Source organism: Roseovarius sp. SK2, from assembly GCF_028807495.1.
Classification (GTDB): Bacteria; Pseudomonadota; Alphaproteobacteria; order Rhodobacterales; family Rhodobacteraceae; genus Roseovarius; species Roseovarius confluentis.
Window position 1 is genome coordinate 413,705 of sequence record NZ_JARAMK010000002.1, and the last position, 24,232, is coordinate 437,936.

The following is a 24,232-nucleotide window of genomic DNA, read 5'->3' on the forward strand; positions in this document are numbered from 1 at the left end:
CACTACGAAGAATGGCAAGGGAGCTGCCATGGATTGGGACAACCCGCCCGCGTTTGTCGCGCAAGGCATCGACGACGGCAAGAACCGCTTCACCCCGCAGGTCCTCTTCGCCATCTGGAACGCGCTCAAGGCGCATGACATCGAAATTCCCTTCCCGCAGCAGGTCGTGCATCACAAAGGCCTTGGCGCGGCGACACCCCCCGGCGCATGACCGACGCGCTGGTCATCGGCGCGGGGCCCGCGGGCCTCATGGCCGCCGACGCACTCGCCTCGGCCGGTGTGCCCGTCACCATGGCCGAGGCCAAGCCGTCCCCGGCCCGCAAATTTCTCATGGCGGGCAAATCCGGCCTCAACCTCACCAAGGCCGAGGATATGGAAACCTGCCTCGCCGCCTATGCCGAAGCCGCGCCACAGCTGCGCCCGATGCTTACTGCCTTCGGGCCGGACGATGTCATCCGCTGGGCCGAGGCGCTGGGCCAGCCCACCTTCATCGGCACAACCGGCCGCGTCTTTCCCACCGCGATGAAGGCCTCGCCGCTCCTGCGCACGTGGCTCTCCCGCCTCGAAGGGCTGGGTGTGACGCTGCACCGCCGCTGGCGCTGGACAGGCTGGAATGGCGATGCGGTAGTGTTCGACACGCCGGATGGCCCGCACCGGCTGACACCCACGGTCACCGTGCTGGCCTGCGGTGGCGCCAGCTGGGCGCGCCTCGGCTCCGATGGCGCGTGGGTGGCCCGTCTGCCGGGCCAGACCGCTCCGTTCCAACCCGCCAACATGGGCTTCACCGTCGACTGGTCTTCCCATATGCAGCGCCATTTCGGCCAGCCATTGAAGAACATCGCGCTCCAAGCCGGCACGCATATCTCGCGCGGCGAGATCGTCCTGTCCGCCAAGGGCATCGAAGGCGGCGGACTCTACGCCCTCTCCCGCCCGCTACGCGAAGGCGCGGCACTCACGATCGACCTGCGCCCGGATCTATCACTAGAAGCTCTCCGAAAACGCCTGAGCCGTCCGCGCGGCAAAGCCAGCCTGTCGAACCACCTGCGCAAGACGCTGCGCCTCGCACCCGTGGAACAAGCCCTCCTGAACGAATGCGCCCGGCCCCTGCCCGACGACCTCGCCCCGCTGATCAAGGCCCTGCCGGTCCCGCTCAAGGCCCCACGCCCCATGGACGAGGCGATCTCGACCGCCGGCGGCCTGCGCTTCGACGCCGTTACCGAAGATCTGATGCTGACATCCCGCCCCGGCACCTTCGCCGCCGGTGAAATGCTGGACTGGGAAGCACCCACCGGCGGCTACCTACTGACCGCGTGCCTGGCGACAGGGCTTTGGGCGGGCCGCGCCGCCGCACGCTTCGCAGAAGGCGTAACCGGTTCTTAGGCCAGCCGCGTCTCCACGGCGCTCAGCCCTCGCGCACGCTGGCGATCGAGAAAACGTTCGACGGCTCCAGCACCAGATCAAGGCCCAGCTTCAGACCGACGGCCAGCACCAGCAGGGCCAAAAGAATGCGCAATTGTTCCGCCTTCAGGGCCTGCCCGATCATGCTGCCGAACTGCGCGCCGACCACGCCACCGACGATCAGCAGCGCGGCCAGCACCGTGTCCACCGTCTGCGTGGTATAGGCGTGCATCATCGTCGTATAAGCCGACACGAAGATGATCTGAAACAGCGAGGTGCCGATCACCACCTTCGTCGGCATTCCCAGGATATAGATCATCGCCGGCACCACGACGAAACCGCCACCGACCCCCATGATCGCCGACAGAACGCCGACGCCGAACCCGACCATGAGCGGCGGGAAGACCGAGATATAAAGGCCCGAGGTCCGGAACCGCACGCGCAGCGGCATGGAATGCACCCAGTCGCGCCGCGTGCGCTGCGGCCGTCGCTTCGGCCCCTGGACCTTGGCGCTGCGCATGGCGCGCAGGCTTTCGATGAACATCAGCGTTCCGATCAGGCCCAGGAAGACGACGTAGAACAGGTTGACCAGCAGATCGACCTGACCCAGCTGCCGCAGCAGGCTGAAAATATAGACCCCCACGGTCGACCCCACGAGCCCCCCGGCCATAAGCGCGCTTCCCATGCGGAAATCGACGGTGCGGCGTCGCATATGCGCGAAGATGCCTGAAAACGACGAGGCGACGATCTGATTTGCGGATGTCGCGACCGCGACCGCGGGCGGAATGCCCAGGAAGAACAGAAGCGGCGTGATCAGGAACCCGCCGCCCACTCCGAAAATTCCCGACAGCAGCCCCACGACAAGACCGACCGACAAGAGCAGCGGGCCATTGACCGAGACCTCGGCGATAGGCAGGTAAAGTTGCATGGCGCGGGGTTTCCTAACCGGGCATGATCCGCACTTACGCCCATCCCCCGAGACCTGCAAGGCGGCGGCCTGTGATCCCACCCCCGCAACATTGCGCTCCACGGCCCGTAGGGTGGGTGAAACCCACCACTCGAACCGGCCGCTCTCTTACCCCATCTCCGAAACCTTGCGGAACGCCTCACGCTCTTCCAGCCGCGCCCGATACGCCCCAAGCAGCTCGCCGGGGCCGGGAAACTTCGCGATCTCCGCCCAGCGCAAACAATGCACCAGCAGGATATCCGGCACCGTCATCTCCCCGCCCATCAAAAACGGTCCCTCCAGTGCCTCGGACAGTCGCGCGATATTGGCCGCGTACTCCCATTTCAGCGTATCCTTGACCGCCGCCACCCGCTTGTCCTCGGGCAGGACAAACGTATGCCGCGCCGCCATCCACAGGCTGCAATCAACGTCATCGAGGATCTGGTGCGTCAGCGCATCCTGCCGCGCCCGCTCCAGCGTGCCCGCCGGATGGGTCAGCGCCCCGTGCCGGTCGGCCAGATACGTCATGATCGCCACCGACTCGGTCACGACCGCCCCGTCCACCCGCAACGCGGGGATCTTGCCCGACGGGTTCGCCGCCACCGCCTCGGCGCTGCGCGGCCCGGCAGGCGTGTGGTCGTAATCGACGCCCAACTCCTCCAGCATCCACAGCACGCGGAACGCCCGGCTGGCCTTCGATCCGATCACTTCGTACATCTCGCGTCTCCCTGGCATGTTGCCTCACGCTCGCCCGCGTTCAGGCTCTGCGCAACGAAATTCCACTCCACTGCTGACATTTGCTGTCACACTGATCGCCTATCCTGCCCCAACCTGGAGTGGAGACCCATCATGCACAAATCCGGAACCTGCCTTTGCGGCGCCGTGACCCTCGACATCGCCAACGCCCCCGACACGACCGGCGCCTGCCATTGCGGGATGTGCCGCAAATGGTCCGGCGGCGTCTACCTGGGACTGCACGTCAAGGCGGGCGATGCCACGATCACCGGCGCGGACAACATCACCGCCTACACCTCGTCCGACTGGGCCGAGCGCTGCTTTTGTGCCACCTGCGGTACGAACCTCTTCTACCGCGTCACCGCACCGGGCCCGATGCAGGGTGATATGCATGTGGGTCTTGGCCTTTTGGACGATCCCTCCGGTATCAGCCTGTCCGAGGAAATCTTCATCGACCGCAAGCCCGAGGCCTACGCGCTGGCGGGCGACCACAAGCGCATGACCGAGGCCGAAACGCTGGCCATGTTCGCAGAGATCTCCTGAACCAACCTACCGCTGCGCCAGCGTCGCCAGCCGGATAAGCGCGCGCTCCACCAGCGCCATGTCCGGCGCCGTCTGCCCCGCCGAGCGCAGGCGCAGGTCCGTGTCGGTCAGCACGCCCAGCGCCTCTTCAAGCTTGGCCGCGCCCCAATGCGCCGCCTGCCGTTGCATCCGGTCACGCCGGGGGCCAAAGACCGGCGGGCGCACCCGCGCGATGCCCTGCCCCGGCCCACCCGGATCGCAGGCCGCCGCGAACAGCGTTCGGAAATGACGGTTCGCCGCCATGCACAGGCCGACCGGCTGCACCCCCTGCGCCCGCAGCCGCTTCATCACCGGCCCGATCTCGCCCGGCTTGGCCTCGGCCACAAGATGCAGCACGTCATCCAGATCCGCCTCGACCGACACCGGCGCACAGGCGGCGATGTCTGCGGCGCTCAAGGGCGTGTCATCGCCCCGCTTGTACAGCGCCAGCTTGTCCATCGTCTGGCGGAAATCGCCCGGGTCCAGCGCGCGGGCCAGCGCATTCAGGTCCGCCATCGCCTCGCGCGGGATATCCCGCAAACCCGCCTTCGACAGGATCGCCTCGATCTCGGCCCGGCCCGGCGGCTCGTCATAGATGGCTGCCGCATAGGCGTTCCTGTGCCCCTCGAACAGCTTGCGCAGCTTCGATGTCGCCTTCAGGCTCCCGGCGGTCACCACCACCTGCGCATCCCCCGGCTGCCAATCCTCCAGCACCGCCGTCACCACCGGCGCCACGGTCTCGTTGGCGTCCTCGACAAAGGCCACGCGCGGGCCGGGAAAGAACCCCTGCGCCTTGACGGCATCCATCAGCATCGCCGGGTCCTTGCGCAAATCGCCCGCCGGGATACGCGTCAGCCGCATCTCTTCCTCGCCCTGCGGTCCGATAAGGGCCGCAATCACCTCCTGCCGCTTCAGCGCCACGCGCATCGCGTCGGTGCCATAAATCAGCAGGCCGGTCTTGTCGGGATCGGGCCGTGCGAAATAGGCCGGCGCATCGCGGGGCGACAGCTTCATGCCGGCAGCTTGCCGGCCTCGGCCGTCAGCCGGTTCAGGATCTGGTCCGCCAGGATCACCATCAGCCGCGCCTCGGCATCGCGCTGCGCCGCCTGCGTCGCCACGGTGGTCCCCGAGGCCGAGTACGAGGTAAAGCTGTCCGCCTGCCCGCTCAGGACAACCGCATTGCTGCGAAGATCGCGCAGCGCGTATTTCACGTTGCCCAGCAGGTTATACCGCGTCGTCACGTTGCTGCGCGAGATCGCCACGGCCTCTTCCGTCAGATTGATTGAATAGCCCAGCCCGTATACCTGCCGCTCGCCGCGCCCCAGCCGGTCCTCGATGTGGCGGGTCAGCAGATAGCCCGGCCGACTGTCCGGCGCATCCACCAGAACGGCATCCTGCAACCCCTGCGCCGCACCCCCCGGGCCATAAGCCGGCGCAAAGCCGCAGGCGGCCAGCCCGGCGGGCAGGCCCAGCAACACGAAACGACGGTTAAACGACGACATTCACGATCCGCCCGGGGACGACGATGACCTTCTTGGGCTGGGCCCCATCCAGCGACCTTGCCACAGCTTCGTGCGACAGAGCAACTTTTTCAACCTCTGCCTTGTCCATGTCCTTTGGCACGCTGATCTCGGCCCGGCGCTTGCCGTTGATCTGGATCGGCAGGGTCACGTTGTCATCGGTCAGCATCGCCTCGTCGGCCACCGGCCACGGCGCCTGCGCCACCAGCCCCTCGCCGCCCAGCGCGGACCAAAGCTCTTCGGACAGGTGCGGCGTCATCGGCGACATCAGCTGCGCCAGAACTTTCGCCGCTTCCTTCTTCGCCTCCGCACCCGCGCCGGACTTGGCCAGCGTATTGGTAAAGCCGTAAAGCTTGGCAATCGCCGCGTTGAAGCCAAAGCTTTCCACGCCGCCCGTCACGTCATGAATCGCCCGGTGCATTTCTTTTGCCAGTGCCTCATCCTCGGACGCATTGACCGGGCTGGTATCCCCGGCAATCTCCGACACGATCCGGTACACCCGCGCCAGGTGTTTGTAAGTCGCCTCGGCCCCGGCGGCGGTCCATTCCACGTCCCGCTCCGGCGGGCTGTCGGACAGGACGAACCACCGCGCGGTGTCGGCACCGAAGGCCTCGATGATGTTGACAGGGTCGACCACATTCTTCTTCGACTTCGACATCTTGGCCGAGGGGATGATCTGAACCTTGGTGCCATCGGCCAGCTTGCCGTCGGTCACGTCCTCCGGCAGGTGATAGACCGGGCGGCCGTTGGCGTCCTTCGTCTGGTAGATCTCGTGCGTCACCATCCCTTGCGTGAACAGCGCGTCAAACGGCTCGATCGCCTTTTCTGGCAGGTGCCCGCAGATATGCATCGCCCGCGCGAAGAACCGGCTATACAGCAGGTGCAGGATCGCGTGCTCGATGCCGCCGATATACTGGTCCACGTTCATCCAGTACTCGGCATCCTCTATCCGCGTCGGCGTGTCCGCGTCGGGGGCCGTGAACCGCGCGAAATACCAGCTGCTGTCCACGAAGGTGTCCATCGTGTCCGTCTCGCGCCGCGCGTCCGCGCCGCAACTCGGGCATTTGCACTCCCGCCACGTCGGATGCCGGTCCAGCGGGTTGCCCGGAATCGAAAAATCAATCGGCGTGCCACCCTCGTCATAAGGCAGCTCGACCGGCAGGTTTTCTTTCTTCTCCGGCACCACGCCGCAGGCCTCGCAGTGCACAACCGGAATGGGACAGCCCCAATACCGCTGGCGGCTCAGCCCCCAGTCGCGCAGGCGGTACTTCACCTGCCCCGTGCCAAGCCCGTTTTCCTCGAACCAGTCGATCGTGGCGTCGATGCCTTCCTGGCTGGTGGCCTCACCCACACCTGCGAAATGGTCGATATACACCACCGTCTCGGTCTTGGCGGGCACCAGCGCCTCGGTCTCGACATCCTTTTCCTGCCCGGGCAGGTAAAAGGCATTGCGCACCTCAAGCCCATACTTGCGCGCGAAATCAAGGTCCCGCTGGTCATGCGCCGGACAGCCGAAGACCGCGCCGGTGCCATAATCCATCAACACGAAATTCCCGACCCAGACGGGCAGTTCCTTGTCGGGCCAGACCGGATGACGCACCGTGATCCCGGTGTCGATGCCCTTCTTCTCGGCCTTCTCCATCGCGGCCTCTGTGGTGTCCATCTTGCGCGTCTCGGCAATGAACGCCGCCAGTTCCGGATTGTCCTTCGCCAGCTCACGGCTCACCGGATGCTCCGGCGAAATCGCGATGAAACTCGCCCCGCGCATCGTGTCGGGCCGGGTCGAGTAACAGATGATCGGGTCGCCCGCATCCGTCCGCGCGAACGGAATCTCGATGCCGCGCGACTTGCCGATCCAGTTCTCCTGCATCAGCCGCACCTTCGCGGGCCAGTTCTCCAGCCCGTCCAGCGCCTCGAGCAACTCGCCCGAAAAATCGGAGATCTTGAAGAACCATTGCGTCAGCTCACGCTTCTCGACCTCGGCACCAGACCGCCAGCCCTTGCCGTCGATCACCTGCTCGTTGGCCAGCACGGTCATGTCCACCGGGTCCCAGTTCACGACCGCGTTCTTGCGGTAAACCAGCCCCTTTTCCAGGAAATCCAGGAACAGCGCCTGCTGCTGGCCATAGTATTCCGGGTCACAAGTGGCGAACTCCCGGCTCCAGTCAAGGCTGAGGCCCAATGGCTTCATCTGCCCGCGCATGTCGGCGATGTTGCCATAGGTCCAGTCCTTGGGATGCCCCCCGCTCGCCATCGCGGCGTTCTCGGCGGGCATCCCGAAGGCGTCCCATCCCATCGGGTGCAGCACGCTGTGCCCGGTCGCCAGCTTGTAGCGCGCGATCACGTCGCCCATTGTATAGTTGCGCACGTGCCCCATGTGGATGCGCCCCGAGGGATAGGGGAACATCTCCAGCACGTAGTATTTCGGCTTCTCCTGCGACCGCGCGGCCCGGAAAATCCCGGCCTCGTCCCAGGCCTTTTGCCATCTTGCTTCGATATCAGCGGCGGAATAACGCGACATGACCCGATCGGCCCCTCGTTTCTCAAACTCCAAAGCGTGATAGGGCCCCGCGCCCGCAGGGTCCAGTGCGCAGCAGGCAAAAATCGAACGCCACCTGTTTCTTGCAAGAAATCGGACCGGAAAATTCAAATTTTCCGACGCGGAATTTTGCAAAATTCCGCCCCGCAGCTATAAGCCGGAAAAACGCGCAGGCATTTGCATGAAAATCCTCTTCATCCATCAGAATTTTCCCGGCCAGTACAAACACCTTGCGCCGCTTCTGGCCTCGCGCGGGCACCAATGCGTGGCGCTGACACTCAAGGTCGACAAACCCGCCAACTGGAACGGCGTCCGCATCCTGCCGTACAAGCTGCCCAAGCGCGACGGCCAACGCCTGCACCCCTGGCTGGTCGACCTCGATACCAAGGTCACCCGCGGCGACGCGTGCTACCGCGCCGCGCGGCAGCTCAAGGAAAAAGGGTTCGAGCCGGATCTCATCCTCGCCCACCCCGGCTGGGGCGAATCGATGTTCCTGCGCGACGTCTGGCCCCAGGCGCGCCTGGCGATCTATTGCGAACTCTATCACCTCGCCGACGACACCCATCTCAACTTCGACCCCGAGTTTGCCAAGGGCGACCCCGGGCCGCAATCTCTGCGCATCCGCCTCAAGAACCTCAACAATCACCTGCATTTCCCGTTCGCGGATGCCGGCATCAGCCCCACACGCTTTCAGGCTGACACGTTCCCGGCAGAGTTTCGCGACAAGATCACCGTGTCGCATGACGGCATCGACACGCTCAATGCCTGCCCCATGCCGGATGTGCGCCTTGTCATCGACGGCCAGGTCGACGTCACGCGCGACGACGAGGTCATAACCTTCGTCAACCGCAACCTGGAACCCTATCGCGGCTACCACATCTTCATGCGCGCTCTGCCGCGCCTCCTGCGCGAACGTCCCAATGCAAAGGTGCTGATCGTCGGCGGAGACGAGGTCAGCTACGGCGCCGCGCCGCCCAAGGGCCAGACGTGGAAGCAGATCTTCCTCGACGAGGTGCGCGGCCAGATCCCGGACGCCGATTTCGCCCGCGTTCACTTCCTCGGGCGCATTCCTTACGACCAGTTCCTGCGCCTTTTGCAGGTCAGCCGCGTGCATGTCTACCTCACCTACCCATTCGTGCTCAGCTGGTCGCTGCTGGAGGCGATGTCCTGCGGCGCGGCCATCATCGCCAGCGGCACCGCGCCGGTGCGCGAGGTGATTCGCCACGACGAGACCGGCCGACTGGTGGATTTCTTCGACGGTGACGCTCTGGTGGACGAGGTCTGCGCCCTGCTCGACGACGAAACCGCGCGTGGCAGACTGGGTGCAGCCGCGCGGCAACTGATGCGCGACAAGTACGATCTGAACACGATCTGCCTGCCGCGTCAGCTCCGCTGGATTTCGGCTGTCATGGATAACGCGCCCGTCTGACGGGCGCGCAGATGCCGGATCAGAACCGGCCTGCCTGCGTCCGCAATTGCCGCGCGCGGGTCAGGATCGCGTCCTCGATGGCGCGCTGCGTGCCCGCCGCAACCGGGCCGCTCTGCGATTGCAACGCCACGTTCAGCGCCCGCGCATCCAGCGCCGGATCGCTGATCAGGACGGTCGCGCGATAGGCGCGCCCGCCGCCCGGCGGTCTGCCGTAGCCGGTCGAGATCACGCCGGTGAACGGGTCCGCGCTTTGCACCGGAAGGAAATCAAGAACCTCCAACGACGCGGTCCACAGGAAACGGTTCACCCGAATACCGGCAGAGCCGTCGCTCTTGAACGCATCGAACAGGCTGGTGCCCCCGGTCGCGGACGTCGGTGTCTGGTTCGGCCCGCCTTCTACGCGGTAGGCCTCGGGATCCAGCTTGCCATTCCTGAACGCACTGCAAGAGGCCAGAAGCCCCACACTCGCCAACAGCACAACCGCGCTTTTCAAAGGGGATTTGAACATTCCACCACCCGTTCCAGTTTTCCCTTCATTATCCAACCATACCAACATCGGCAAGGTTGTTTCCCGGTCCAGTGACCGAATGGATCGCAACTGTGGTCCACGGGCGTGCGGATTTGCGCAAGCGCCGCACCTGTGGCACTAAGCGGGCAGCCGAAATCACCCGGAATCCCATGATGAGTCTGCATGACATCCAAGCCCGCATCGCGACCGCAGAAAAAGACGCCGGGCGCAACCCCGGATCGGTTGAACTGATCGCCGTTTCCAAGGTCCAGCCGAACGAACGGATCACTGCCGTGCTGGACGAAGGCCACCGCGTCTTCGGCGAAAACCGCGTTCAGGAAGCGGCCGGGAAATGGCCGGATTTCAAGGAACGGTATGAAGGTGTCGAGTTACACCTCATCGGCCCGCTTCAGACCAACAAGGCACGGCAGGCGTTCGATCTGTTCGACACGATCCATTCCGTAGATCGGCCCAAGCTGGCCAAGACCATCGCGCGCCTGGGGCAAGAGGAAGGCCACTGCCCCGGCCTCTTCATCCAGGTCAACACCGGCGAAGAGGACCAGAAGGCCGGTATCATGCCTGCCGATGCGGACGCCTTCATCGCCGACTGTCGTGCGCTCGACCTGCCGCTCGAAGGACTCATGTGCATTCCCCCCGTCGACGAGGAACCCAGCCTGCATTTCAGCCTCTTGGCCAAGATCGCCGAACGCAACGGGCTTTCGGGTCTGTCGATGGGCATGAGCGGCGATTTCGAGCGCGCCATCGCGCTTGGCGCCACGCATGTCCGCGTCGGCAGCGCAATTTTTGGCGAACGCGACTACGACTAAACGCAGGTTACGACCCCTGTCCTGACCTGACCTTTGCTGCAATCCGTCACCTGGACCCAAGACAGTTTCGTGGGCCTATTCGGGTCCGTTTCTACCGCCGTCGCGATTTAGACCAGCATGGACACAGCCGAGTTCACCTTCAGCTTCGACTGGGGCGCCCTCCCGCACGGCACCGCCAAGGCACGCCGCGAATACCCAGAGTAACGCCGGGACCAAAAGTCTTTCAAAGACTTTTGGCAATTTCCTTTCAAAGGAAATTGCCGCGCCGATGGCACCGACGCGTTGCCACCCGGATACCGACGCGATACCGACATGCGTTTCGCGGCGTCACCCCGGCACGACCAGCCGCGTCCCCAAGGTAATCCTTCCCGCGATCCAGCGCAGGTGATCCGGCCGGAACGCCACGCATCCCGCCGTCGGAAACCCCGGCCGACGCCAGCGATGCAGAAAGATGCAAGACCCCTTGCCGCGCTCTGCCCGCGGCCAGTTCCAGTCGGTGACGATCACCAGGTCATAAAGCGGATCGCCCCGCCGCAACACCTCGTGCGAATGTGGGTAAGGTCTTGAAACCATGAGGTTGTAATCCTCGTGCCTGGGCTCATCCGACCACAAATCACCGGGCCGGATCGGCACCGCCCAGTCCGCGGGCCTTGCCATCCGGTCGGGGCGATAGAGTATCCCGACGATCCGGTGCGTGCCCACCGGTGTCGCGCCGTCCCCCTCGCGCTTGTCGCGGGACAGCCCGCCACGCCCGATCGTGCAGGGAAAGCGGCGCCCCATGAAGCGCACACCCTTCGGTGTCAGAACCAGATCCTCGGGCGTCATTGCGCAACCCCTCCGGGACGTTTGACACCGGTCAGGAACAGGTCCGGCACCATTTTTTCATACAGATAAGCCGCCTCGAAAACCCGCGCATCGTCAAAGGTGGGCCCCACGATCTGCATCCCCGTCGGCACCCCGTGCCGGTCCTGCCCGGTGGGCACCGACATGACAGGGCAATTGTGCAGCATGTTGAACTGATGCGTCAGGACCCAGCCGTATTCCGGGTCAACCTCCTGCCCGGCGACCTCGAAACCGGGGCCTATCGGATCATGATCCGCCCGCACGCAGCCCACCGATAAGGTCGGGCAGATGAACACGTCCGCCGCGTCGAGGATCGCACCCATTCGCTGGTACATCTCATGCTGCGCCTCCCAGGATCGCGCCACATCATCCGGCCCCAGCCGCGCCGCCGCCTCTGCGGTGGCGATGGCGTAATCCGTCATCCGGTCGCCGTATTCCTCCAGCGCCCAAAGTGGTGCACGCCCGAAATGCATTGCCAGGTACCACTGCATCGCGGCGCGGTCGACGCGTTGATCCCAACCCAACTCCACCGGCGTCACGTCACAGCCCGCCTGCCGGAAAACATCCAATGCCGCCAGCGTGTTGTCCCGCACGTCGCCGTCGATCGGAACATATCCAAGATCCATCGAATATGCGATTTTCATCGGTCGCCCGCGCCCTTCCAGCGGCAGCACCACGCGGTCCCTCAGGCTGTCGTGATCCCGTGGATGCGGGCCCGAAACGATGTTCTGCCCCAATGCGCAATCCGTCACGCTCCGGCTCAGGAAACCGCAATGATTGTAGCGGTCGAAATTCGCCGGCGGCCCGTCCGGATTGCGCCCGTGCGGCGGCTTGTACCCCACCAATCCGCAGGCGCTGGCCGGGATCCGGATCGACCCGCCGATATCGGTGCCCGTGGCCAGCGGTACCATCCCCGCCGCCAGCGCCGCCGCCGACCCGCCCGAAGACCCGCCCGGGCTGTAACCAAGGTTGAAAGGGTTGCGTGTCACTCCGAACCTCTCGGACCGGCAGACGCCCGACAGGCAGAATTCCGGCGTGGTGGTGCGGGCCGGGATGATCGCTCCCGCCGCCAACAAGCGCTCGATCATCGGATCCGACCGCGTTTCGACCTCGTGCCCCATCGACCAAGACCCTTGCGTGGTGCGTTGTCCCTGCACTCGCTGCGCATCCTTGACCGCTACCGGCAACCCCTCAAGCGCGCGGGCCTTGCCGTTCGCATAAGCAGTTTCGGCACCGCGCGCCGCGTCCAGCGCGTCGTCGAAAAAGGCTTCGGTATAGGCGTTCAGGTCGGGATTTACGGCCTCGGTCCGGACAATCAGCGCCTCCAGATACGCAACCGGCGACAGGTCGCGCGCCTTGAACCGGGCCAGGACATCCCTCGCGGAAAGATAGCAAAGATCATTTTCGGTCATGGCGTCTCCCACACGGTCACCATGTCGAAAACCGAAGACGGTTGAAAGCCCGACGAAGCAACCGGCATCCCTGAAACGAAAAAGGCCCCGCCAGTGACGGGGCCTTTCTCAATTCTGTTGCGCGGATCAGTCCTCGCGGCTCTCCGGCGTTTCGACCAGCGTGTCGAACTCGTCGCCACCGACCACGTCGTCCACCGGGGCGGCCAGCGCGGCGGCCACTTCGGCCTCCTCGCGACGCGCCTCGATCACCACGTTGTCACGCTGCTGCGCGATCTGGCGCATGTTCAGCGTCGCACCGCCGGTACCGGCCGGGATCAGACGACCCACGATGACGTTTTCCTTCAGGCCCACCAGCTTGTCGCGCTTGCCCTGAACCGAGGCTTCGGTCAGAACCCGCGTCGTCTCCTGGAACGAGGCCGCCGAGATGAAGCTGCGGGTCTGCAAGCTCGCCTTGGTGATCCCCAGAAGGATCGGCTCGCCCTGAGCCGGGCGCTTGCCACGGGCAATCGCCTTCTCGTTGGCCGCGTCGAACTCTGCCTTGTCGACATGCTCGCCCTTCAGAAGCGTGGTTTCACCCGAATCCTGGATCTCCCACTTCTGCAGCATCTGGCGCACGACAACCTCGATGTGCTTGTCGTTGATCTTCACACCCTGCAGGCGATAGACGTCCTGAACCTCGTCGATCATGTAATCGGCGAGCGCCTCGACACCCATGATTGACAGGATGTCATGCGGCGCCGGGTTGCCGTCCATGATGTAGTCACCCTTCTGGACATAGTCACCTTCCTGAACCGGAATGTGCTTGCCCTTGGGCACCATGTACTCGACCGGCTCCATCGACTCGTCGGCAGGCTCGATGCTGATACGGCGCTTGTTCTTGTAGTCGCGCCCATAGCGAACGTAGCCGTCGATTTCGGCGATGATGGCGTGGTCCTTGGGGCGGCGCGCCTCGAAAAGCTCGGCCACACGCGGCAGACCACCGGTGATGTCCTTGGTCTTGGCGCCTTCCCGCGGAATACGCGCAACCACGTCACCCGCATGCACTTCCTGACCTTCTTCGATGGACAGGATCGCATCCACCGACATCGGATAGGTCACCGGGTTACCCGCGTCATTGCGGACCGGCTCGCCATCCTTGTCGGCGATCAGGATCTCGGGCTTCAGCTCGTTGCCCTTGGGCGCTGCACGCCAGTCGGACACGATCTTCTGCGTCATGCCGGTGGCATCATCGGTCACGTCACGCACCGACACACCCACGGTCAGGTCGACGAACTTCGCCGTACCGCTCTTCTCGGCCAGGATCGGCAGGGTATAGGGATCCCACTCGAACAGCTTGTCGCCACGTGCCACGCTGTCGCCGTCCTTGACGAACAGCTTGGTGCCATAGCCAACCTTGTGGCTGGCCAGTTCGACATCCTTCTCGCCCTTGATCAACACTTTCATGTTGCGGCCCATGACCAGCGTCTCGCCGCTGGAGTTTTCCAGTGTCTGGGCGTTCTCGAACGCGATCTTGCCGCCTTGGCTGGCCTCCAGGAAGGATTGCTGACCACCCTGAGCGACGCCGCCGATGTGGAAGGTCCGCATCGTCAGCTGCGTGCCCGGCTCACCGATCGACTGCGCCGCGATGATGCCCACGGCCTCGCCGGTGTTCACCATCGTACCGCGCGCCAGGTCACGACCATAGCACATCGCACAGACGCCATCTTCGGCCTCGCAGGTCAGCGGGCTGCGGATACGTGCGGTCTGCACGGCGGCCTGGTCGACAGCGTCCGACAGACGTTCGTCAATCAGCTGGCCTTCGGCCACGATCACTTCGCCCGACACCGGGTTCACGATGTCCTCGGCCGCGACACGGCCCAGCACACGTTCTGCCAGCGACGCCACGATCTCACCGTCGTTGACGGCAGGTTCCGCAGTGATCGCGCGGTCGGTGCCGCAATCATGCTCGCGCACGATGCAGTCCTGCGCCACGTCCACCAGACGCCGGGTCAGGTAACCCGAGTTCGCCGTCTTCAACGCGGTGTCAGACAGACCTTTCCGCGCGCCGTGGGTCGAGTTGAAGTATTCAAGAACGGTCAGACCTTCCTTGAAGTTCGAGATGATCGGCGTCTCGATGATGTCGCCGTTCGGCTTGGCCATCAGGCCGCGCATGCCGCCCAGCTGTTTCATCTGCGTGACCGAGCCACGAGCACCCGAGTGCGCCATCATGTAGACGCTGTTGGGTTCCGCGACGGCGCCACTTTCGTCCTTCACCTCGGCCGAGATGGAGCCCATCATCGCCTCGGTGACCTGGTCGTTACATTTCGACCAGGCGTCGACCACCTTGTTGTACTTCTCGCCCTGGGTGATCAGACCGTCCATGTACTGCTGTTCAAAGCCTTTGACCTGCTCACGGGTTTCTTCCACGATGCCCCACTTGCCGTCAGGGATCACCATGTCGTCCTTGCCGAACGAGATGCCGGCGCGGAACGCTTCCTTGAAGCCCATGCTCATGATCTGGTCACAGAAGATGACCGACTCTTTCTGACCGCAATAGCGATAGACGGTGTCGATGACCTGCTGCACCTCTTTCTTGCGCAGCAGCTTGTTGACCAGCTCGAACGGCGCCTTGGCGTTCATCGGCAGCAAGCCCCCGATACGTACCCGGCCCGGCGTGGTCTCGAAGCGTTGGATCACCTCCTGCCCGGTCTCATCGATCTGGGGCAGACGTGCGTTGATCTTGGCGTGCAGGTGCACCTCGCCGGAGTCCAGCGCGTGCTGCACCTCGTCGACCGAGGCAAAGCTCATGCCTTCGCCCTTCATGCCTTCGCGCATGATCGAGGTATAGTAGAGCCCCAGGACCATGTCCTGCGACGGCACGATGATCGGCGCGCCGTTGGCAGGCGACAGAACGTTGTTCGTCGACATCATCAGGACCCGCGCTTCCAGCTGTGCCTCAAGGCTCAGCGGCACGTGCACGGCCATCTGGTCACCGTCGAAGTCGGCGTTGAAGGCCGAACACACCAGCGGGTGAAGCTGGATCGCCTTGCCTTCGATCAGCGTGGGCTCGAACGCCTGGATACCCAGGCGGTGCAGCGTCGGCGCACGGTTCAGCATGACCGGGTGCTCGCGGATCACCTCGTCCAGGATGTCCCAGACTTCGGGGCGCTCTTTTTCCACCAGCTTCTTGGCCTGCTTCACGGTGCTCGACAGGCCCTTGGCCTCCAGACGCGAATAGATGAACGGCTTGAACAGCTCCAGCGCCATCTTCTTGGGCAGGCCGCACTGGTGCAGCTTCAACTCCGGCCCGGTCACGATGACCGATCGGCCCGAGAAGTCGACGCGCTTGCCCAGAAGGTTCTGGCGGAAGCGGCCCTGCTTGCCTTTCAGCATGTCGCTAAGCGATTTCAGCGGACGCTTGTTGGCGCCCGTGATCACGCGGCCGCGACGACCGTTGTCGAACAGAGCGTCCACGGATTCTTGCAGCATCCGCTTTTCGTTGCGGACGATGATGTCGGGCGCGCGCAGCTCGATCAGCCGCTTCAGGCGGTTGTTCCGGTTGATAACCCGGCGATACAGGTCGTTCAGGTCCGACGTCGCGAACCGGCCACCGTCCAGCGGCACCAGCGGGCGCAGTTCCGGCGGAATGACCGGAATGACCGTCATAACCATCCATTCCGGACGGTTGCCGGACTCGATGAAGCTCTCGACGACTTTCAGACGCTTGATGATTTTCTTCGGCTTCAGCTCGCCCGTGGCCTCGGCCAGGTCGGCGCGCAGGTTCTCGGCCTCGGATTCAAGGTCGATATTCGCCAGCATGTCGCGGATCGCCTCGGCGCCGATATTGGCGGTGAAGGCATCCATGCCATACGCGTCCTGCGCATCCATGAATTCCTCTTCCGTCAGCATCTGGCCATAGGTCAGGTCCGTCAGGCCCGGCTCGATCACCACGTAGTTCTCGAAGTAGAGCACGCGTTCCAGATCGCGCAGCGTCATATCCAGCATCAGGCCGATGCGGCTGGGCAGCGACTTCAGGAACCAGATATGCGCGCAAGGAGCCGCCAGTTCGATATGGCCCATCCGCTCGCGGCGGACCTTTTGCAGCGTGACTTCCACACCGCATTTCTCGCAGACGACGCCGCGATACTTCATGCGCTTGTACTTGCCGCACAGGCATTCGTAGTCCTTGATCGGGCCAAAGATACGCGCGCAGAACAGGCCGTCACGCTCGGGCTTGAACGTGCGGTAGTTGATGGTTTCCGGCTTCTTGATCTCGCCATACGACCAAGACAGGATGCGTTCCGGGCTGGCCAGCGACACCTTGATTTCGTCGAACACCTTCGCCGGTGCGGCGGGGTTGAACGGGTTGTTTGTCAGTTCTTGGTTCATTTCGAATTCCTAAAAAAGAGGAGCGTAGGAGGGACGACGCGAGGGTTTCACCCACCCTACGATTGGCCCGTAGGGTGGGTGACAACCCACGTTATTCCGCCGCGATGTCGGAAGACGGGTCTTCCTCGTCATCCTCCGCGTCCAACAGCTCCATATTCAGGCCCAGGCCACGGACTTCCTTCACGAGCACGTTGAAGCTCTCTGGCACACCGGCCTCGAAGTTGTCCTCGCCCTTGACGATCGACTCGTAGACCTTGGTCCGGCCTGCCACGTCGTCCGACTTGACGGTCAGCATCTCCTGCAGGGTGTAGGCGGCGCCGTACGCTTCCAGCGCCCAGACCTCCATTTCCCCGAAGCGCTGGCCACCGAACTGCGCCTTGCCGCCCAGCGGTTGCTGGGTCACAAGGCTGTACGGCCCGGTCGAGCGCGCGTGGATCTTGTCGTCCACCAGGTGGTGCAGCTTCAGCAGGTACTTGACGCCCACGGTGACGGGACGTGCAAACTGCTCGCCCGTGCGCCCGTCGAACAGGACCGACTGGCCGCTTTCGTCGAACCCGGCGCGTTTCAGCGCGTCGTTGACATCAGGCTCCTTCGCGCCGTCAAAGACCGGCGTCGCGATCGGAACACCGCGGGTGACGTTGCCTGCCGCCTCGATCAGCGCTGCCTCGTCCATGTTGGCGATGCCCTCGTCATAGACATCGTCGCCATAGGCATGGTGCATCGCCTCGCGCACGGGTGTCAGGTCGCCGGTGCGGCGATAGTCCTGCAGCGCCTCGTCGATCTTGATGCCCAGACCGCGCGCGGCCCACCCCATATGGGTTTCAAGGATCTGCCCGACGTTCATCCGCGACGGCACACCCAGCGGGTTGAGGCAGAAGTCAACCGGCGTGCCGTCCGACAGGAACGGCATGTCTTCCATCGGTACGACCTTGGAGATCACCCCCTTGTTGCCGTGACGGCCAGCCATCTTGTCACCCGGCTGAAGCTTGCGCTTCACGGCGATGAAGACCTTGACCATCTTCATCACGCCCGGCGGCAGGTCATCGCCCCGGCGGACCTTCTCAACCTTGTCCTCGAAACGGGCATCCAAGGTGCGTTTCTGCGCCTCGTACTGCTCGTTCAGGGCCTCGACAATCTGCGCGTCTTTCTCGTCCTTCAGCGCAAGCTGCCACCATTGGCCACGGCTCAGCGTTTCCAGCAATTCCTCGGTGATTTCCGAGTTCGCCTTGACGCCTTTCGGGCCTTTCACCGCAGTCTTGCCGAGGATCAGCGATTTCAGACGGGCATAGATGTTGCGATCCAGGATCGCCAGCTCGTCGTCGCGGTCCCGCGCCAGACGCTCGACCTCTTCACGCTCGATCTGCAGCGCACGCTCGTCCTTCTCGACGCCGTGACGGTTGAAGACCCGCACTTCCACGACCGTGCCATAGTCGCCCGGCTTCACCCGCAGCGAGGTGTCGCGCACGTCCGACGCTTTCTCACCAAAGATGGCGCGGAGCAGTTTTTCCTCCGGCGTCATCGGGCTTTCACCCTTCGGCGTGATCTTGCCCACGAGGATATCGCCCGGCTCCACGTCGGCACCGATATAGACGATGCCCGCCTCGTCGAGGTTGCGCAGGGCTTCCTCGCCGACGTTCGGGATGTCGCGGGTGATCTCTTCCGGTCCCAGCTTGGTGTCGCGGGCGGCCACCTCGAATTCCTCGATGTGGATCGAGGTGAAGACGTCGTCTCGTGCGATCCGCTCGGAAATCAGGATCGAGTCCTCGAAGTTGTAGCCGTTCCACGGCATGAACGCGACCAGCACGTTCTTGCCCAAGGCCAGTTCACCAAGGTCGGTCGACGGGCCGTCGGCGATCACCTCGCCTTTCTGCACCGTGTCGCCCACCTTCACCAGCGGTTGCTGGTTGATACAGGTGTTCTGGTTCGACCGCTGGAACTTGCGCATCCGGTAGATGTCCACGCCCGGGTCGCCGATTTCCAGGTCCTCGGTGGCCCGGATCACGATCCGGCTTGCGTCCACCTGGTCGATTACACCGGCTCGGCGTGCCAGAACCGACGCGCCCGAGTCGCGGGCCACAACGCCCTCGATCCCGGTGCCGACCAGCGGCGCCTCGGAGCGCAGCGTGGGAACCGCCTGCCGTTGCATGTTCGAGCCCATCAGGGCGCGGTTGGCGTCGTCGTTTTCCAGGAACGGGATCAGCGAGGCCGCAACCGACACCAGCTGTTTCGGACTGACGTCGATCAGGTCCACATGCTCGACCGGGGCCAGCATGTATTCGCCCGATTGCCGGGTGTTGACCATCTCGTTGACGAACTTGCCTTTATCATCCAGCGTCGCGTTGGCCTGCGCCACGGTATGGCGCATTTCCTCGGTTGCCGACATGTAGGTCACGTCGTCCGTCACCTGTCCGCCCTCGACCTTGCGATAGGGCGTTTCGATGAAGCCGTACTTGTTGACCCGCGCAAACGTGGCAAGGCTGTTGATCAGACCGATGTTCGGGCCTTCCGGCGTCTCGATCGGGCACATCCGGCCATAGTGGGTCGGGTGAACGTCGCGCACCTCGAAGCCTGCGCGCTCGCGCGTCAGGCCGCCCGGTCCAAGCGCCGACAGGCGGCGCTTGTGCGTCACTTCCGACAGCGGGTTGGTCTGGTCCATGAACTGGCTGAGCTGCGACGAGCCGAAGAACTCGCGCACGGCAGCGGCAGCAGGCTTCGCGTTGATCAGGTCCTGCGGCATCACCGTGTCGATCTCGACCGATGACATGCGTTCCTTGATCGCGCGTTCCATCCGCAGAAGGCCGACGCGGTACTGGTTTTCCATCAGCTCACCGACCGAGCGGACCCGGCGGTTCCCAAGGTGGTCGATATCGTCGATGTCACCCTTGCCGTCGCGCAGTTCCACCAGCGCCTTGACGCAGGCCACGATGTCCGACCGGTCCAGCGTGCGCTGGGTGTCCGGCTTGTCGAGGTTCAGACGCATGTTCATCTTCACTCGGCCCACGGCGCTCAGGTCATAGCGCTCGGAATCGAAGAACAGCGTGTCGAAGAGCGCGCTTGCGGCTTCCTCGGTGGGCGGCTCGCCCGGGCGCATGACGCGGTAGATATCCATGAGCGCGGTTTCGCGGTTCATGTTCTTGTCCTGCGCCATGGTATTGCGCATGTACGGACCAACATTGATGTTGTCGATGTCCAGCACCGGGATATCGGTGATGCCCGCCTCGATCAGCTCCTGCACGGTGCCGCCGATGATCTCGCCATCCTTGTCGCGCTCGATCGTCAGCTCGTCCCCGGCTTCGACATAGATCGCGCCGGTTTCCTCGTTGATGATGTCGCGCGCCACGAACTTGCCCGCGATCTGCTCGTAAGGCACCAGCAGTTCGGTGACTTCGCCTTCGTCGATCAGCTTCTTGACCGCGCGCGGCGTGACCTTCTTGCCCGCCTCGGCAATCACTTCTCCGGACTTGGCGTCGACAAGGTCATAGGTCGGACGCGTGCCGCGCACGCGCTCGGGGAAGAACTTGGTGGCCCAGCCCTTTTTCTTCTTCAGCTTGTAATCGACCGTATCGTAATAGGCCGTCATGATGTCTTCCTGGTCCAGCCCCAGCGCATAGAGGAGCGTGGTCACAGGCAGTTTGCGGCGGCGGTCGATCCGGGCGAACACGATGTCCTTGGCGTCGAACTCGAAGTCCAGCCAGCTGCCGCGGTAGGGAATGATGCGGCAGGCGAACAGCAGTTTGCCGGACGAGTGCGTCTTGCCCTTGTCATGGTCGAAGAACACACCGGGCGAACGGTGCATCTGGGAAACGATCACGCGCTCGGTTCCGTTGACCACGAAGGTACCGTTGGGCGTCATCAGGGGCATGTCGCCCATGAAGACGTCCTGTTCCTTGATGTCCTTCACGGACTTGGCGCCGGTGTCCTCGTCCACGTCGAACACGATCAGCCGCAGCGTCACCTTCAACGGGGCGCTATACGTCATGTCGCGCTGCATGCACTCCTCGACGTCGTATTTCGGCTTTTCCAGCTCGTAATCGACAAATTCGAGAACCGCGGTCTCGTTGAAATCCTTGATCGGGAACACCGACTGAAAGACGCCCTTGATGCCTTCGCCGTCCATGGGCTCGGGCTGGTCGCCGGATTTCAGGAAAAGATCATACGAGGATTTCTGCACCTCGATGAGGTTCGGCATCTCCAGAACTTCACGGATTTTGCCATAATATTTACGAAGACGTTTCTGGCCAAGGAAGCTTTGCGCCATGTGACAAGTCACCTTTCATTTCTCACCGGTCCTGCACGCTGTCGGGCCACAGCGGCAGAGCCACCCGAGAGAGGCGGGAACGATCCATTCTTGGCCCCAATCCCACAAGGGGCCACCCGATCGTTGAACCTCGCCTGAGAGAGGGTCTCGCCCGAACATGTCGTGGCGCGGCGCAAGGCCCTCTCTGAGACAGGTTCGGCTGGACCGGGATTTTGCCCGGTCCAGCCTGTTTTCATACGATCCCGCCGCGGATTTGATCCGGGACGTCGTCACATCGGCGAGAGATCCCGGATCAGGTCCGGGATAATCCCGCCGACGCCGGGATCACTTGAGTTCGACTTCGGCGCCAGCTGCTTCCAGCTTGCCCTTGATGTCGTCTGCTTCGGCCTTGTCGACGCCTTCCTTGACGGCTTTGCCGCCGGCTTCGACCAGGTCTTTCGCTTCCTTGAGGCCCAGGCCGGTGATGGCGCGGACTTCCTTGATCACGTTGATCTTGGAGGCGCCGGCCGACTTCAGGATGACGTCGAATTCGGTTTGCTCTTCGGCCGCGTCGCCGCCGCCTGCATCCGCCGGGCCCGCCATCATGACAGCGCCGCCGGAAGCGGGCTCGATGCCGTACTCGTCTTTCAGGATGGTTTTCAGTTCTTGTGCTTCGAGAAGCGTCAGACCAACGATCTCTTCAGCAAGTTTTTTCAGATCAGCCATTTTTCAGCTCTTTCCGTTCTAAGATGTGTTCCAACGTCGGTATTGCAACCCGTACGCAGGACTTGCAGTTGCTTACGCTGCTTCCGCCTTCTCTTCGATGGTCGAAAGGATGCTCGCGATGTTGCTTGCAGGTGCGCCGATCGCACCGGCGATGTTCGAAGCGGGTGCGCCAAGCATGCCGGCGATGGTGGAGATAAGCTCCTCGCGCGACGGCAGTTTCGACGTGGCTTCGACACCGGCCCGGTCCAGGGCCGTCTCACCCATGGCGCCACCAAGGATTTCAAACTTCTTGTTGTCCTTGGCGAAACCTTCCGCGACCTTGGCTGCTGCCACGGGGTCTTCGGAAAAGGTGAGCACGGTCATGCCCGAGAGGTAATCCGCAATGCTTGCGCACGGCTTGCCCTCAAGGGCGATCTTTGCGAGCCTGTTCTTGGCAACGCGAACAGATGCTTCGGCCTCGCGCGCACGGGCGCGCAGGTCTTGCATCTCCGCAACTGTAAGGCCTTCGTAGTGGGCAACCACAACGACGCCAGAGCTTTCGAAGATCTGGCCGAGTTCGTCGACCACTTTCTCTTTCTGGGCTCTATCCACAGTTTCACTCCAAATTTGGGGGTGTCCCCCGGCTCAGTACCACCGGGCCACTCACGACCCGGCAAAGGGTCCGCTAACGGGGCTGAGCCAGCCGGGGCACGCCTTGATACCAAGGAGAACCTCGAGAATTCTGGTCTTTCCCGTCTCAGGCAGGATTTATGACCGGCATATCCCGGTCACCCACCGTCTCGGACGAAACGCAAATGGCCCGACGATTCGAGCCATACGCGCAAGGCCGGTGTTTATGCCGCATGGCGGCAAATGCCAAGAGGGAAATTCATCGCCTGCCACGACAGGCAAACTTGCGCGGCCGGATACGATCTCATGCAGCGTGGGCGACACTCTGACACGCCCGCGCCCGACGCGCAAGTCTCGACCCGAAAACGCCGCGTCACCCGGGCCTCCGACCCGTACCGAGAAAAGCAGGCGTTGAAATATTAACGATTTCCTGCCTCGCTCGCGCCTTCTTTCTCCTTCTGATTGTACCAGTGCTCCCGGTGCGCCGATTGCCCGGGACCAAACGCTTGATATGAGGCACGACATGCACCTGCTCGCAGTAGATGACGAACCGGCTATCCTCGACCTGCTGGAACTTCTGATCACGCAGGACGGCAGGCACACCCTGTCCAAGGCCCCCTGCGTGGTCGACGCGCTCGGCGTGGTGGCCGACCCGGACGGTCAGCCGATCGACTGCTTCCTCGTCGACATCCAGATGCCCGGAACCAACGGCATAGATCTATGCCACATCCTGCGGGACCGCCCCGACCACCAGCTGACACCGATCGTCATGCTGACCGCGATGTCAGACAAGGCATCGCTCGATCAGGCCTTCGCGGCTGGCGCGAGCGACTTTATCCCCAAGCCCTTCGACATCGACGAACTGCGCCAAAGGATCGCCCAGATCGAAAACCTTGTCGCCAAGTCCGAAATGCCGTCGACCGACACGACTCCGCCAAACGCCGAAACCATTGCGGCGGAAGGCGACGCCCCCCTGCCCCTGGACGTACCGTTCCATCCGCAAGACATCGACGGCGTGATCGATCATCGCGCGCTGCAAAATTACGTCGCCGTCATGGCCCGCAAGAAGGTTTTCGGTTCGGCCGCCTTCGCCATCGGCATCAACGATATCGCCGACCTTCACGCCCGGTGCACCGCCTACGAATTCGAATGCCTCGTAACCGATATCAGCGAAGCGATTTCGGTTCTGCTCGACGGGCACCAGTTTTTGGTCGCATATACCGGAAATGGCGAATTCCTCTGCGTGGTCGAGGACGGATGGCGATCCGGCTTCGACCAGATCGGCCAGAGATTGCAAGCCATCCTCCAGCGCGTCGATTCGCATTTCAACGATGGCAGGCCGATGAACGTCACGGCCGCCATCGGCGACGTGACCCCGTTCGAGTGGAAGCCCGGCAGCAACGGCACCGAGGCGCTCGTCGCGGCGCTTGAAAGCACCCGACGGAAACGCCTGGATGAGCATGACGCGCCGGAAGAAAGCTGGCCCGGCAAGGGCAGTGCATCTGGCTGACCACCCTGCTCTCAACGAAAAAGGCCCCCGAAACTCTCGGGGGCCTTTTCAATCTCGAAACGTG

Annotated in this window: 19 protein-coding genes; 6 read left to right on the forward strand and 13 right to left on the reverse strand. The window is 63.4% G+C overall.

What is annotated here, in order from left to right; genetic code table 11:
* Nucleotides 1-28 precede the first annotated feature (28 nt).
* Both PVV74_RS06290 and PVV74_RS06295 read left to right on the forward strand, forming a co-directional pair.
* Complete coding sequence (locus tag PVV74_RS06290; RefSeq protein WP_338020418.1) at nt 29-211, forward strand: hypothetical protein; 183 nt, start codon at nt 29-31, stop codon at nt 209-211.
* Nucleotides 208-1,380 carry a TIGR03862 family flavoprotein gene (locus PVV74_RS06295; protein ID WP_274592609.1) on the forward strand — a complete coding sequence of 391 codons (1,173 nt, stop codon included), beginning with the start codon at nt 208-210 and terminating at the stop codon, nt 1,378-1,380. The genes PVV74_RS06290 and PVV74_RS06295 overlap by 4 nt, the downstream gene beginning before the upstream one ends.
* A 22-nt stretch (nt 1,381-1,402) precedes the next feature.
* Here PVV74_RS06295 and PVV74_RS06300 read toward each other — a convergent pair whose 3' ends face one another.
* A complete protein-coding gene (locus PVV74_RS06300; RefSeq protein WP_274592610.1) occupies nt 1,403-2,326 on the reverse strand; it encodes a sulfite exporter TauE/SafE family protein in 924 nt (307 codons plus the stop codon).
* A gap of 147 nt (nt 2,327-2,473) precedes the next feature.
* Nucleotides 2,474-3,061, reverse strand: coding sequence for a glutathione S-transferase family protein (locus tag PVV74_RS06305; protein WP_274592611.1), 588 nt, complete (start codon nt 3,059-3,061; stop codon nt 2,474-2,476).
* Between the two features lie 132 nt (nt 3,062-3,193).
* Between PVV74_RS06305 and PVV74_RS06310 the strand changes: the two genes are divergently transcribed.
* Nucleotides 3,194-3,622, forward strand: a complete 429-nt coding sequence (locus tag PVV74_RS06310) for a GFA family protein (protein WP_274592612.1) — start codon at nt 3,194-3,196, stop codon at nt 3,620-3,622.
* Between the two features lie 6 nt (nt 3,623-3,628).
* Here the strand turns inward: PVV74_RS06310 and holA are convergent, their stop codons facing one another.
* Genes holA through PVV74_RS06330 form a run of 4 tightly spaced genes read right to left on the reverse strand, consistent with a single transcriptional unit; the run spans nt 3,629 to nt 7,901 of the window.
* Nucleotides 3,629-4,654 (reverse strand): DNA polymerase III subunit delta, encoded by a 1,026-nt coding sequence (gene holA / locus PVV74_RS06315; protein WP_274592613.1) that lies wholly within the window; start codon nt 4,652-4,654, stop codon nt 3,629-3,631.
* Nucleotides 4,651-5,142: an LPS assembly lipoprotein LptE gene (gene lptE / locus PVV74_RS06320; RefSeq protein WP_274592614.1), complete on the reverse strand. Its 492-nt coding sequence runs from the start codon at nt 5,140-5,142 to the stop codon at nt 4,651-4,653. Before lptE ends, holA begins: the two co-directional genes overlap by 4 nt.
* Nucleotides 5,129-7,681, reverse strand: a complete 2,553-nt coding sequence (leuS, locus tag PVV74_RS06325) for a leucine--tRNA ligase (RefSeq protein WP_274592615.1) — start codon at nt 7,679-7,681, stop codon at nt 5,129-5,131. Before leuS ends, lptE begins: the two co-directional genes overlap by 14 nt.
* Nucleotides 7,682-7,703: 22 nt before the next feature.
* The gene (locus tag PVV74_RS06330; protein WP_146049976.1) at nt 7,704-7,901 is read right to left on the reverse strand and encodes a hypothetical protein; all 198 of its coding nucleotides are present in this window, start codon (nt 7,899-7,901) and stop codon (nt 7,704-7,706) included.
* Here PVV74_RS06330 and PVV74_RS06335 point away from each other — a divergent pair.
* Complete coding sequence (locus tag PVV74_RS06335) at nt 7,881-9,128, forward strand: glycosyltransferase (protein ID WP_274592616.1); 1,248 nt, start codon at nt 7,881-7,883, stop codon at nt 9,126-9,128. The genes PVV74_RS06330 and PVV74_RS06335 overlap by 21 nt on opposite strands.
* 19 nt (nt 9,129-9,147) lie before the next feature.
* Here PVV74_RS06335 and PVV74_RS06340 read toward each other — a convergent pair whose 3' ends face one another.
* Nucleotides 9,148-9,636, reverse strand: a complete 489-nt coding sequence (locus PVV74_RS06340) for a DUF3576 domain-containing protein (protein WP_103762110.1) — start codon at nt 9,634-9,636, stop codon at nt 9,148-9,150.
* A 173-nt stretch (nt 9,637-9,809) separates the two neighbouring features.
* Here PVV74_RS06340 and PVV74_RS06345 point away from each other — a divergent pair, with 173 nt between their 5' ends.
* The gene (locus PVV74_RS06345) at nt 9,810-10,463 is read left to right on the forward strand and encodes a YggS family pyridoxal phosphate-dependent enzyme (protein ID WP_274592617.1); all 654 of its coding nucleotides are present in this window, start codon (nt 9,810-9,812) and stop codon (nt 10,461-10,463) included.
* 327 nt (nt 10,464-10,790) lie between these two features.
* Here PVV74_RS06345 and PVV74_RS06350 read toward each other — a convergent pair whose 3' ends face one another.
* The 6 genes from PVV74_RS06350 to rplJ all read right to left on the reverse strand — a co-directional run bounded on the left by PVV74_RS06350 (nt 10,791) and on the right by rplJ (nt 22,640).
* Nucleotides 10,791-11,288 carry a L,D-transpeptidase family protein gene (locus PVV74_RS06350; RefSeq protein ID WP_274592618.1) on the reverse strand — a complete coding sequence of 166 codons (498 nt, stop codon included), beginning with the start codon at nt 11,286-11,288 and terminating at the stop codon, nt 10,791-10,793.
* Entirely contained in the window at nt 11,285-12,718 is a 1,434-nt protein-coding gene (locus PVV74_RS06355; RefSeq protein WP_274592619.1) for an amidase, read from the reverse strand. The genes PVV74_RS06350 and PVV74_RS06355 overlap by 4 nt, the downstream gene beginning before the upstream one ends.
* A 126-nt stretch (nt 12,719-12,844) precedes the next feature.
* Complete coding sequence (gene rpoC, locus PVV74_RS06360) at nt 12,845-17,086, reverse strand: DNA-directed RNA polymerase subunit beta' (RefSeq protein WP_274592620.1); 4,242 nt, start codon at nt 17,084-17,086, stop codon at nt 12,845-12,847.
* 91 nt (nt 17,087-17,177) lie between these two features.
* The gene (gene rpoB, locus PVV74_RS06365) at nt 17,178-21,344 is read right to left on the reverse strand and encodes a DNA-directed RNA polymerase subunit beta (RefSeq protein ID WP_274592621.1); all 4,167 of its coding nucleotides are present in this window, start codon (nt 21,342-21,344) and stop codon (nt 17,178-17,180) included.
* 324 nt (nt 21,345-21,668) lie between these two features.
* Nucleotides 21,669-22,049, reverse strand: a complete 381-nt coding sequence (gene rplL, locus PVV74_RS06370; protein WP_103762105.1) for a 50S ribosomal protein L7/L12 — start codon at nt 22,047-22,049, stop codon at nt 21,669-21,671.
* A 72-nt stretch (nt 22,050-22,121) separates the two neighbouring features.
* Nucleotides 22,122-22,640, reverse strand: a complete 519-nt coding sequence (gene rplJ, locus PVV74_RS06375) for a 50S ribosomal protein L10 (protein WP_103762104.1) — start codon at nt 22,638-22,640, stop codon at nt 22,122-22,124.
* A gap of 541 nt (nt 22,641-23,181) precedes the next feature.
* Here rplJ and PVV74_RS06380 point away from each other — a divergent pair.
* Nucleotides 23,182-24,168, forward strand: coding sequence for a response regulator transcription factor (locus PVV74_RS06380; RefSeq protein ID WP_274592622.1), 987 nt, complete (start codon nt 23,182-23,184; stop codon nt 24,166-24,168).
* Nucleotides 24,169-24,232 lie beyond the last annotated feature (64 nt).